Genomic DNA, 12,070 nt, shown 5'->3' with positions numbered 1-12,070 from the left:
TCCCAAGACTATCGCCCGGCCTAGGTTACGGTGGAATCGTGAATACACCCCGCACCAGCAGACAGAGACAGCAGACCGAACGTTTGATGAATCTGCTGATCGCCCTCCGCGCTTCTCGCGGCTGGGTGTCGCGCAAGACGCTGATGAGCGCCATCGACGGCTATTCCGGGCTCGACGAGGTCGCCTTCGACCGCAAGTTCTCCCGCGACAAGGAGCTGCTGCGGCACATGGGCATCACTATCGCAACCCGGGCCGAACACGATGCCTACGGTGATGTGGGGGAGACGGGCTATCGGATCTCCACCGCCGACTATGCGATGGGCGACGTCGACCTCACTCCCGCCGAGGTGGCCGCTGTGACCGTGGCCGCCGCATTCTGGTCCGAGACCGAGCTCGGGGCGTCCTCGTCTCAGGCCCTGACGAAGCTGCGCGCACTCGGCATCGACCTCGACCAGTCCGCCGCCGGCCCGGGAAACGTCGATCCGGGCACCGCCGCACACCGGCTGGCCAGCGCGAACTTCGCCACCGCTCTCCATCACATCAATGCCCGCGAAGCCATCGGCTTCCGGTATCACAAACCCGGTCAGAGCGAGAGGAAAGTGAAGCTGGAACCCTATGCGCTGCTCAGCCGCGGCGACCGTGTCTACCTCTTCGGCTTCGACCTCGACCGCGAGGCCCGACGCACCTTCCGGCTCTCCCGCGTCGAAGGTGGGATCGCGAAGCTCAGCGGCCGTGAACCCGGCGACTATGAGATCCCCGAGGATTTCTCCCCGCAGCTGGCGCTGCAGTCGAGTTCCGAGATGGCCGTCGTCGCCGAGGCGAGGCTGCACATCCGTGCTCACCGGGCCGATCCGCTGCGCCGTCGACAGATCCGCAGCGATGGCGACGAGGTGGTCATCGGCTATTCCGATGCCGATGCCCTCGCCGCCGAGATCGTCGGCTTCGGGGACGCCGTGGACGTGGTCGATCCGCCCGAACTCGTGCGCGCCGTCGACCGCAGACGCGAAACGATTCGCCGATCGCTCGACCGTTTGGGAGGCTCCAGTGTCCTCAGCGCGTGAACGGCTCACCCGACTGCTCAGCCTCGTCCCGTACCTCGATGCGCATCCGGGCGCGGATCTCGAAGAGACCGCTGCCTATTTCGGCATCGACTCCGCCACCCTCATCGACGATCTGCAGCTGCTCTTCGTCACCGGTCGACCCGGACATATGCCCGATGACCTCATCGATGCCTCGTGGGAGGGCGGGCAGATCTTCGTCTCCAACGCCGAAGAGGTCTCCGTGCCCGTGCGGCTCAGCGCCGAGGAGGCCGGAGTCCTCGTGCTCGCTCTCGACATGCTCTCGTCCCTGCCAGGGCTCGATTCCGCAGCGGTGGCCACGGCCGCGTCCAAATTGCGCGCAGCTGCAGGAGAGAACCTGCGCACGGCCGTCGACGTCAGTCCCATCGACGCCGACGAGGAGCTCCTGACCGCTCTGCGCAATGCGGTGGAAGAAGGCACGGCGCTGCGGATCGACTATTACGTGGGCTCCCGTGACGAACTCACCACGCGGACCATCGCCCCGACCCGACTCGTCCCCGGTGCTGACTGGTACGTCGATGCGTGGTGCTATTCGGCCGGAGCGCCCCGGCGGTTCGCACTGGGTCGCATCCGGTCCTGGGAATCGGCCGCGCATCCGCCGATGTCGGTCAGCGAGTCGATGACCACCTCATACGAAGTCACCCTCGGTCTTGCGGCCGGGGGAGCATGGCTGGCAGATGAACTCGACGTGACGAATCGGGAGTACCTCGACGGTGGTGACACGAGCGTGCGCATCCGCCTGCTCGTGCATTCTGTGGATTGGCTCAGCCGGTTCCTGCTCTGTCATGCCGATGTCATCACCGAGATCGACGACACCGAAGCCGTTGCGGGCGCCCTGAACAGGCTCGGCTGAGACGAAGGCCGCGTCCGGAAGTGGATGAAAGGCTCAGCCGCAGCGCGTAGACTCTTCCACAGCATCAACAATCCAAGGAGCTCCCCATGAGACCAAGTTTCGTGCAGATCGCGATCGTGATCCTCATCATCGTGATCATCTTCGGCGCACCCAAACTGCCGCAGCTGGCCCGAAGCCTGGGACAGTCGATGAAGATCTTCAAGTCCGAGGTCAAGGATCTGCGCGGCGATGAGGACGAATCCGGCAAGAGCACCGAGCCGGGAGCGCTCAACCAGAACTCCTCGACCGAATCCTCCACGGCCACCGGTGAGACCACTGGCACCGAGGAGTCGCGGCGAGAGAAGCAGGACCCGCAGTCTCACGAGAAGTGAAAGAGAACAGTCAGCGCAAGCCCTCTCGATCACGGAAGAACAATCCTGAGAAGAAGATGCCCGTCGTCGGGCACCTGGTCGAGTTGCGCAACCGCGTCATCATCTCCGCCATCGCCATTGCTCTGGGTGCGGTGGCAGGCTGGTTCCTCTACGACCCCGTCCTCGATATCCTCCAAGAGCCGATCCGCACTATCCGCGACAACGGCGGACGGATGGCCGAGATCAACTTCGCCGGAGTCGCTTCCCCCTTCGATCTGAAGATCAAGCTCTCGTTCTTCATCGGACTCTTCCTCTCCTGCCCGATCTGGCTCTACGAGGTCTGGGCTTTCATCGTGCCGGGGCTGAAGCGGAAGGAGAAGCTGTACTCTCTGGGATTCCTCGGGGCAGCGATCCCGCTGTTCCTGGCCGGGTCGACGATGGCGTTCTTCGCTCTGCCCAATGCGGTGAAGGCCCTGACCTCGTTCACTCCCGAGGGCGGCACGAACATCATCCCGGCACAGGATTACCTGAGCTTCGTGATGATCATCATCGTGGTCTTCGGTCTCGCCTTCGTCCTGCCGGTGCTCATGGTGGGACTGAACATGCTCGGAATCCTGTCGGCGGAGCGGATCCAGAAGTCATGGCGGATCATCGTCATGCTCGTGTTCCTGTTCGCCGCGATCGCCACCCCGACTCCGGACGCCATGTCCATGTTCTTCCTCGTCATCCCCATGATGACCCTGTTCTGCCTGGCCTGGGTGATCTGTGTATTCAATGATCGCCGACGAAAGAAGCGCCTCATCGCGCAGGGCCTGTGGGTCGACGAGGACGAACTGACCGACGAAGAGAAGAATGACTGACCCCACACCGCTTTCGACCGATACTCCTGCGGAGGAGTCACCGAGCCCCTCCGCCGCCTATGCCGGCTTCAAGGCGCGCGCGGATTTCGCCCGCACCCCCTTGGGACAGTTCATGGAGCGCACTCAGTTCGCCCTCGACGACTTCCAGGTCGAAGCCTGCAGCCACCTGCAGCAAGGGGAGGACGTGCTGGTCACGGCGCCGACCGGCGCAGGCAAGACGCTCATCGCGGAGTTCGCCGTGGAACTGGCCCGGGGCGAGGGCAAACGGGTCTTCTACACGACACCGATCAAGGCGCTGAGCAATCAGAAGTTCAGCGACCTCGCCGAGGTCCATGGGGCTGAGAACGTCGGGCTGCTCACCGGTGACATGTCGATCCGCCGGGATGCGCCGATCATCGTCATGACCACCGAAGTGCTGCGCAATATGCTCTACAACGACGTGGCGGGACTGTCGGATCTCGGCTTCGTCGTCCTCGACGAAGTCCACTACCTCGCCGACCGGTTCCGCGGGCCGGTGTGGGAAGAGGTCATCATCCATCTTCCCGACCGTGTGCAGATGGTGTCGCTGTCGGCGACGGTATCGAATGTCGAGGAGTTCGGTGCCTGGCTGCGTGAGGTCAGAGGACCGACGACGATCGTCTCGACGAGTCACCGTCCGGTGCCGCTGGTCAACCATGTCCTGGTCGGCCACCGGATGTACGACCTGTTCACGCACAGCGATTCCGACCGTATCGATCCGGCTCTCAACCACGCCACCCGCACGCACGGAGGACCACGGTCGAAACGGGCACGCGCCACCCGGGCACGATTCCGCCGCCCCAGCCGCACCCAGGTGGTGGCATCACTCGCCGAGGCGGCCATGCTGCCGGCGATCATGTTCATCTTCTCCCGCAACGGCTGCGATGAAGCCGTCGAACAGTATCTGAGCACGGGCACCGACCTCAACTCCCGGGAGGAGAAGACGATCGTCAATGCCGCTCTCGAAAAGCTGCGCGATGACCTCGCCGACGACGATCTCGGCATCCTCGGCTATCACACCTTCCGTGAGGGTCTGCTGCTGGGAGTGGCCGCGCACCATGCGGGGATGATCCCGCAGTTCAAACAGCTCGTCGAAGAGCTGTTCTCGCAGGGAATCATCAAGGTCGTCTTCGCCACGGAGACGCTGGCACTGGGCATCAACATGCCTGCGCGCACCGTCGTGCTCGAGAAGCTCGTGAAGTTCAACGGCGAAGCACATGTGATGATCACTCCGGGGGAGTACACCCAGCTGACCGGGCGGGCAGGTCGCCGCGGAATCGACCGCATCGGCCATTCCGTCGTGGTGTGGCACCCGACCATCGAGGTCAGCGAGCTGGCGGCCCTGGCCTCGAACCGTTCCTACGCGCTGAACTCGGCGTTCGGACCGACGTACAACATGACTGCGAATCTGCTGTCGCGGATGAGCTCTGAGGAAGCGGCCAAGGTGCTCGAGACCTCGTTCGCCCAGTTCCAGGCCGATAAGGCCGTGGTCGGCCTGGCGCGGAAGGTACGCAAGAACGAAGCCACGATCGAGGCGTATGAGAAGTCCATGCACTGCGATCGCGGTGACTTCTCCGAGTACGCCGGGCTGCGTCGGGCGATCTCGGACACGCAGAAGCAGGAGACCAGGACGAAATCGCGGAACAGGCAGCGCGATATCGTCGAGTCCCTCACCGCGCTCAAGATCGGCGATGTGGTGACGATGCCGGCCAAGCGGGTCGGTGGTCGCGCGGTCATCATCGCTCCGATGAGCAACAAGGACGGTGTGTCCCGACTTCCCACCGTCCTCACCGAGCAGGGCAAGGTGTGGCACCTGCGCCCGCACGAGGTGACCGAGCCCGTCGCCTCGTGCGGGCGAGTCCGGGTGCCGAAGAAATTCAACCATCGGCAGGCAGGCGACCGCAGACAGCTGCTGTCCATCCTCGAGGCCGCCATTCACGACGGCCGAGTGGATTCCGAAGCCCACTGGGAATCGAGCCGACAGCATCAGGGCGAGAGCACCACAGTGGCCGAACTTCAGGCGCAGATGCGGGCACACCCCTGCCACGACTGCCCAGATCGGGAGCTCCACGCCCGCTGGGCCAACCGTGCCGACAAGCTCATCCGGGAGAACGAATCGCTCATCGCCCGCATCGAAGGGCGCACCACCTCGATCGCTCTGGTCTTCGACCGGGTCCAGGACGTGCTGCGGGGCCTCGGGTTCGACCCCGAGCATTCGACGATGCTGCGTCGGATCTACGGCGAACGGGATCTCCTGGTGGCGCTGACGATCCGTGCCGGGCTGTGGGACCGACTCAATGAGCCGGAGCTCGCAGCGTTCGCATCGATCTTCGTCTTCCAATCGCGCAGAGACACCCTGACCGCGCATCGGGCGCCGAGCGCCGACCTCAAGACCGTCTGCGATGAGTCCGAGACGATCTGGCGTCGACTCTTCCACCTGGAAGAGCAGCATGCACTGAATACGACTGACGAACCGGATCGCGGGCTGATCAGACCGATGTACCGGTGGACCGAAGGCAAAACCCTGTCGGAGTCACTGCGGGGCAGCGATATCGCCGCCGGAGACTTCGTCAGATGGGCCAAGCAGAGTCTCGATCTGCTCGGTCAGGTCGCTGAGGTCATCGACCCGCAGACCGCAGTGCGCGTGCGTCGTACGATCGAAGCGATCCGGCGCGGAGTCGTCGCCGACTCCTGAGCGTCGCCGCGTCTGCGCTCTCCGCCGGGGGAGCGCAGACGCAGCGTCATCGTCTCAGCGACGGACCTTCTTGACGATGTTCTCGATATCGGAGCCGAAGGCGTTCTCCGTCGTCAGATAGGTCCACGTCGACGACGGACGCTTCAGGCCGTGCGATTCGAGGTCGATTCCCTCCTCGGTGATCGTCGCCTCCTTGATCGTCGCCGTCGAATCGTCGATGACATCGGACCAGAACGATGAGAACACGCGGATCGATTCGGTGTTGAACGCTTCGTGCGGCTTCTCCCTGGCGAAGGTGCGCAGGTGAATGCCCTCACGCAGGTCGTTGAGGAAGGCGAGGTGATCGACCCACCGTGCGTCGAGGTGGAAGAGCATGACAACGCGGAGCACCGAGTCCAGCAGCTCCTCCGAGTGCTCCTGCGCGATCTCATCGGCACGGTCGCCGAGTTCTTTGCGCAGCTGCTCGACGGGTTCGTCGTCCTTGCGGATCTCGGCGCGGCGGTCGAGGACGAGCTCACGCTGTTTGGCCATGAGCTCATTGAAGCGCCAGGTGTCACGGTGCAGTGCGGTGTTCTGGCCCTCGGCGATGCGCTGAGCGTGTTCGACGAGGCCGAGTGCGCGCTTGGATTCGATGAGCCCGGTCTCATCACCCTCGGAGACGAACCGTTGGATCTCGGGAACCCTGGTGACCAGTTCGTCTTCGAGGCTGGTGAAGAACACAGACGTGCCGGGATCGCCCTGACGACCTGCGCGACCGCGCAGCTGGTCATCGAGTCGGGATGACGGATAGCGACCGGCACCGATGACGAGGAGGCCGCCGGCATCGGCGACGTCGTCATCGGCCAGTCGGATGTCCGTACCGCGACCGGCCATCTGCGTCGACACCGTCACGGCGCCCGGCGCTCCGGCCTTCGCGATGATCTCGGCTTCTCGGGAATCGTCCTTCGCGTTGAGAACGGCGACGTCGATTCCGCGTTCGGTCAGCCGTTCGGCCAGGGACTCGCTCTCGGCTACCGATGAGGTGCCGATGAGCACGGGACGTCTGCGGGCGTGATTGTCGACGACTTCCTCGACGATCGCGCGTTCCTTCGACTCCTGATAGGTGAACAGGCGATCGGGTTCGTCGCTGCGGATCACTGGCAGATGAGTGTCGATGGGCACGATCTCCAGCCCATAGAATTCGCGCAGATCGTCACCGACGGCCAGGGCGGTGCCGGTCATACCGCACACGGTCGCATAGCCGTGGATGAGCTCTTCGACCGTCATCTGGTCGAGGATCTCCCCGCTGTCGGTGGCGTCGAGGCTCTCCTTGGCTTCGACTGCGGCCTGGAGCCCGTCGGGCCAGCGCTGGAGTTCGGCGACGCGGCCCCGGGAGGAGGAGATGAGTTTGACGCGTCCGTCGACGACGAGGTAATCGACATCGCGTTTGACCAGCGCCCGGGCATGAAGAGCGAGATTGACGGCGGCGAGCGTCTCGGAGTCCTCTCCGAAGAGTTCGACGTCGAGCTCGTCCTCGACCCTATCGACTCCGGCATCGGTGAGTGAGACGGCATGGCGGTCGGCACTGACCTCGAAGTCGGTGTCCGGGCTGAGTCGGGACACGAGCGCTGCGATCGCAGCATCGGTGTCCTGGACGCTGGCCGAACCGGCGAGGACCAGCGGCACACGTGCCTCGTCGATGAGCACGGAATCGGCCTCGTCGACGATGACGACATCGCGTTCGGGCACCCGCTGATCGGCATCCTCGGTGAGGAACCGGTCGCGGAGAACATCGAAACCGACCTCGGTCACCGACGCATAGACGACTTCGGCACGGTAGGCCTCACGGCGTTCGTCGTCGGCCTGTGCGCCCGAGATCGCAGCGGACCTCACGCCGAGGAGGTCGAACAGCGGCTTCATCCAATTGCGGTCTCGAACGGCGAGGTAGTCATTGACGCTGACGACATGCACGCGTCGTCCCTGCAGCGCGTAGCCGGCAGCCGCCAGCGCGCCGACGAGAGTCTTGCCCTCACCGGTGGCCATCTGCACGATGCTGCCCTGCAGGAGCCCGACGAGCCCTCGCAGCTGAGTGTCATAAGCACGTTCGTCGAGGACCCGCTCACCGGCTTCGCGTGCCAGAGCACAATAGCGGATGAGGGTCTGCTGCTGGCTGCCCGATGCGAAGACCTCACCGGCGGCCTCCGTGAGTTCGGCATCGCTGAGTTCGGAGAATTCGCGCCCGGCCGCGTCCAGATCGTCGACGGCGCGCTCGAACCAACCTGTCGTCTTCTCCGCATGAGAGCCGGGTCGGTTGAGCAGGCGAGAAAAGAATCCCATTGTCGTCCTTCGTCGTTGGTGCGTCGGTGTCGAGTCTAGCGTTCAGGACATCGGCCACGAACCGTCGACGACGGCCTCGGCGTTGCCCTTCTTCCGCAGCCAGGCCTGCAGTCCTGCCGCCTGTGAGCGCTTCCAATCGGCCTGTGCGGCCATGATCTCATCGTTGCTCAGCGCGGAGATTTCCGTGGACTTTTCGGCCAACGCTCGGGAAATGTCCAGAGCGGCCAGGGCGTCGGCGGCGGCATCGTGGGCGTCGAGGAGTTCGATGCGGTAGGTCTTCGCCGTCTCGATGAGTGTCCGTTTTCCCCTGCGATAAGGGTCGATCTGCTTGTCGACGACGAATGTGTCGACGATCGTCGGAATGATCGAGGCGAAATCGATGTCCGGTCGATGGCGGGCGACTTCCGCTGCCATCACACTGAGGTCGTAGACGACGTTGTGCCCGACGACAACGGCGCCTTCTTCTCGGAGCGCGGCGAATTCTGCACACAGTTCGCTGACGACCTGGACGGCGGCCGCACCATTGGCCCGAGCGAATTCGGTGGTGATGCCGTGGACGGCACGCGCCGATTCCGGGATCTCGATGCCCGGATCCGCCAGCCATGTGCGCACCTGAGCAGGCGAGTCGACGAAGGCGGCGGTGACGATGCGGGCAGTGGCCGGTTCGACTCCGGTGGTCTCGAGGTCGAAGCCGACGAGCCGTGACTGCACCCACGAAGCGGTCCCGGCCGACCGTGGCGCCGACTCGGCAGACTCGGTCGACCTCCTGGGCTGCGCGATCGTGTCGGTCTGTGCGGCCGCATGAGAGGCGGCCTCATGCGAGGCTGCGACAGCGTCGGCTCCTGACACGGATTCGAGCGCACTGATGAGGTTGTCGACGGAACGGCGGATGTTCTGCCCGTCGGCGGCGTCCTCGACTGCGGCGCGGTCAAGGCCGTTCGGGACGCTGTCGAGGTCGATGCCGTGGTCGACGTCGGTCAGGCAGCGCATGACCTCGAGCGTCTTGTGCAGGGTCTCTTCGACCTCAATGATCGTTGCGGCCCGCTTCGGGCTGAGGCCACCGGTCTTCACGCCGGCTTTGGCGGCGTTGATGATCGATTCGAGGGAACCGAAGTTCTGCAGGAGGGTCGCCGCACTCTTCTCCCCGATCCCGGGGGCTCCGGGCAGCCCGTCGGACGGGTCGCCGCGCAGAGCTGCCAGCTCACGGTAGCGGGTGCCGTCGGGCACTCCGTAGGCGTTCGGCAGATCCGTCTGGGTCAGGGCCTCCCACTCGCCGCCCTTGCGGGGGCGCAGAACACTGACGTCAGTGGACGAGTCGAGCAGCGCCAACAGGTCCCGATCGGGGGAGACGATGATCACGGGGGTCGTCGATTGGACGGCCATCGTGGCGATGACGTCATCGGCTTCGGTTCCGGCCACCTCGGCGATGGGGATTCCGGCAGCGGTGAGGACACGGTTCATGATCGGCAGCTGCACTGCCAGCTCGGGAGGGATCTCCGTACCGGCTTCCTCATCTTTGACGCGTGCCGCCTTGTATTCGGGCATGATCGCAGTGCGGAAGTCCGGACGCCAATCGGCGTCCATCGTCGCGATGACACGATCGGTGTCGAAGCGGCGCACCATCTGGGCAACGGTGTCGAGCACCCCGCGCACGGCGTTGACCGGATGACCGTCGGCATTGACGATCGAATCCGGCACCGAATAGAAGGCGCGATAGTACAGAGCTGGCGTATCGAGCAGAACCAAGGGCTTCACAATCGATGACGATACCTGACCCTCCTGACACAGGTGTAGCCGCCACGGCCGACGGTGTAGCCTGTCGGCTGTGACTATGTACTTTGGTGGAGATGTTTACAGCAGTGTCGACCCTTTTGCGACGGCACTGGGGCATGCGGACGGAAAGGTCTCGTTCATCGGTTCGGATGAAGCGGCCAAGGCCCTGGACCCGGAGGCGATCGACCTCGGTGAGGACTTCCTCACACCCGGTTTCGTCCACGCCGGTCTGATCGTCGACGAATCAGTCCCGACGGCGGCCGACCTGTACGCGCAGGGGTTCACCCATGTGCACGCGATCGGCAGCGCCGAGCAGATTGCGCAGTTCGCTGCCGACGCCCCGGACGGACTGTCGATCGTCGACTACCCGCAGCTGGGCTCCGGTTCCGTCGAAGCCGGACGTGCTTCGATCGCCGCAGCGGATCTCCTCGCGCTCGAGGAGCTGCCGGCGCTGAGCCTGTTCATCCTCGTCGATTCGAATGAACTGCTCACCGGCGTGCTCGAGGTCCTCCGTGCCGATGCCGCCCATGCCCAGCGTCACGGTTACCGTCTGCGATTGGACTTCGCCGTTCCGGACGAGCAGGTGCAGTCCCTCGGCCGCAGCGGTATCGCCATCACGCTCGACCCCGCACAGCCGCAGCCGCTGGCACAGCTGCTGGCGGCCGGGGCGCAGGTGTCCTTCAGTCATTCCGAGACCTCACCCTGGGCAGGAGTGCGGGATGCCGTCGTCGGCGACGGAGGCATCGGTGCGCGCGCGGCGTTCAATGCGGCGACCCGCTTCGCTCATCGCGCGGCCGGACACCCGGAAGGGGGAGTCCTCGCGCCCGGAGCCGATGCCGATATCGTGCGGTGGAAGGTCGAACGTCTCGTCGTTCAGGTCGCCGACCCGCGCGTCGCCGCCTGGAGCACCGATCCACGGTCCGGGACTCCAGGACTTCCCGAGCTGTCTCCGGACGTGGCTCTGCCCACCCGGGTCGAACTCTGAACCGGAGCTGCAGATGCGGGAGGGCCCGCTGACTTCAGCCGGGTCGGGCCTGTCCAGCCGACACGCCGATAGCGCGAAATTTTCTTTCCTCTGTCTGAGCCTGTGACCTGCGGTTTCAGTTATCAGCCCAGGTCACGGCGATTTTGCGAAGTCTCGATGGGCCACTAGATTCGACGTGAGCATTCCGCTAGATGCGGGATGGAGTCGGCACTCCCGTCAATAGATAACTCGCTGCCGCAGCAGCGTGGTCCGAAGGCGGGGGTGTCGACTCATTGTCTGGAGCGACTACCGCGTATCGTGGAGTGCGTGCTTTCCAAGATTCTTGTCGTCATCCCCACCTTCAACGAACGTCTCGCCCTCCCCGTGACTCTGGCCGGACTGTTCGAACAGCAGCCCGATGTCGACGTCCTCATCGTCGATGACAGCTCACCGGACGGAACGGGGGAGTGGGCCGACGAGCAGGCTGCGGCAGATCCCCGGATCAACGTCCTCCACCGCACCGAGAAGTCCGGACTCGGCAAGGCCTATATCGCCGGATTCGAATGGGCGCTGGAACGCGACTACGAGATCATCTGCGAGTTCGACGCCGACGGCTCGCACCGCTCCCTCGACCTGGGGCAGCTGCTCGACGCCGCCGCGGAGGGGCGAGGAGACCTCATCATCGGATCCCGATGGGTTCCGGGCGGAGAGATCGTCGACTGGCCCAAATCCCGGTTCTTCCTCTCCCGCGGCGCGAACGTCTATGTCAACGCGGTCATGGGATTGGGAGTCAAGGACGCAACGGCGGGATTCCGTGCCTACAACCGGGCTGTGCTCGAGGCGCTCGATCTCTCCGACGTCCAGTCGCAGGGATACTGCTTCCAGATCGACATGACCTATCGCACCGTCGAGGCCGGGTTCCGGGTCGCCGAGGTGCCCATCGTCTTCGTCGAACGCGAGCTCGGCGAATCGAAGATGAGCGGCTCGATCATCACCGAAGCGTTCACGAAGGTCGCCGGCTGGGGTCTGACCCGCCGTCGCAATCAGCTCCGTCGCCTCCTCACCCGTTCCACCCCCTCAATTGCTACCTGACGGCGGCCCAGCAACCTGGCGCGAGGTTGCTGGGCCGCCGTCAGGTAGCAATAAGGGGTGCGGGTCTGTT

The 12,070-nt window shown here is 64.6% G+C and carries 9 protein-coding genes; 7 read left to right on the top strand and 2 right to left on the bottom strand.

Annotated features, from left to right (window positions below; translation table 11 throughout):
* Positions 1-38: 38 nt before the first annotated feature.
* The 5 genes from QYM46_RS09380 to QYM46_RS09360 all read left to right on the top strand — a co-directional run bounded on the left by QYM46_RS09380 (position 39) and on the right by QYM46_RS09360 (position 5,855).
* Positions 39-1,061: a helix-turn-helix transcriptional regulator gene (locus QYM46_RS09380; protein WP_432791696.1), complete on the top strand. Its 1,023-nt coding sequence runs from the start codon at positions 39-41 to the stop codon at positions 1,059-1,061.
* Positions 1,045-1,932 (top strand): WYL domain-containing protein, encoded by an 888-nt coding sequence (locus QYM46_RS09375; protein WP_432791695.1) that lies wholly within the window; start codon positions 1,045-1,047, stop codon positions 1,930-1,932. Before QYM46_RS09380 ends, QYM46_RS09375 begins: the two co-directional genes overlap by 17 nt.
* 86 nt (positions 1,933-2,018) lie before the next feature.
* Positions 2,019-2,303 (top strand): Sec-independent protein translocase subunit TatA, encoded by a 285-nt coding sequence (gene tatA / locus QYM46_RS09370; protein ID WP_169252266.1) that lies wholly within the window; start codon positions 2,019-2,021, stop codon positions 2,301-2,303.
* Positions 2,300-3,142, top strand: coding sequence for a twin-arginine translocase subunit TatC (gene tatC, locus QYM46_RS09365; RefSeq protein ID WP_432791693.1), 843 nt, complete (start codon positions 2,300-2,302; stop codon positions 3,140-3,142). Before tatA ends, tatC begins: the two co-directional genes overlap by 4 nt.
* Positions 3,135-5,855 (top strand): DEAD/DEAH box helicase, encoded by a 2,721-nt coding sequence (locus tag QYM46_RS09360; RefSeq protein WP_432791692.1) that lies wholly within the window; start codon positions 3,135-3,137, stop codon positions 5,853-5,855. The genes tatC and QYM46_RS09360 overlap by 8 nt, the downstream gene beginning before the upstream one ends.
* 54 nt (positions 5,856-5,909) lie before the next feature.
* Here the strand turns inward: QYM46_RS09360 and secA2 are convergent, their stop codons facing one another.
* Both secA2 and QYM46_RS09350 read right to left on the bottom strand, forming a co-directional pair.
* Positions 5,910-8,171 (bottom strand): accessory Sec system translocase SecA2, encoded by a 2,262-nt coding sequence (gene secA2 / locus QYM46_RS09355; protein ID WP_432791691.1) that lies wholly within the window; start codon positions 8,169-8,171, stop codon positions 5,910-5,912.
* Between the two features lie 42 nt (positions 8,172-8,213).
* Positions 8,214-9,926 carry a 5'-3' exonuclease H3TH domain-containing protein gene (locus tag QYM46_RS09350; protein ID WP_432791690.1) on the bottom strand — a complete coding sequence of 571 codons (1,713 nt, stop codon included), beginning with the start codon at positions 9,924-9,926 and terminating at the stop codon, positions 8,214-8,216.
* A gap of 76 nt (positions 9,927-10,002) precedes the next feature.
* Here QYM46_RS09350 and QYM46_RS09345 point away from each other — a divergent pair, with 76 nt between their 5' ends.
* Together QYM46_RS09345 and QYM46_RS09340 are read left to right on the top strand one after the other, a co-directional pair.
* The gene (locus tag QYM46_RS09345; protein ID WP_169253852.1) at positions 10,003-10,929 is read left to right on the top strand and encodes a metal-dependent hydrolase; all 927 of its coding nucleotides are present in this window, start codon (positions 10,003-10,005) and stop codon (positions 10,927-10,929) included.
* A 306-nt stretch (positions 10,930-11,235) separates the two neighbouring features.
* A complete protein-coding gene (locus QYM46_RS09340; protein WP_432791689.1) occupies positions 11,236-12,000 on the top strand; it encodes a polyprenol monophosphomannose synthase in 765 nt (254 codons plus the stop codon).
* The last annotated feature ends 70 nt before the right edge of the window (positions 12,001-12,070 follow it).

The organism is Brevibacterium sp. K11IcPPYGO002 (genome assembly GCF_050920635.1).
Taxonomy (GTDB): domain Bacteria; phylum Actinomycetota; class Actinomycetes; order Actinomycetales; family Brevibacteriaceae; genus Brevibacterium.
The sequence above is the reverse complement of the archived record's forward strand: the minus strand, read 5'-3'. Positions and strand labels throughout refer to the sequence as shown.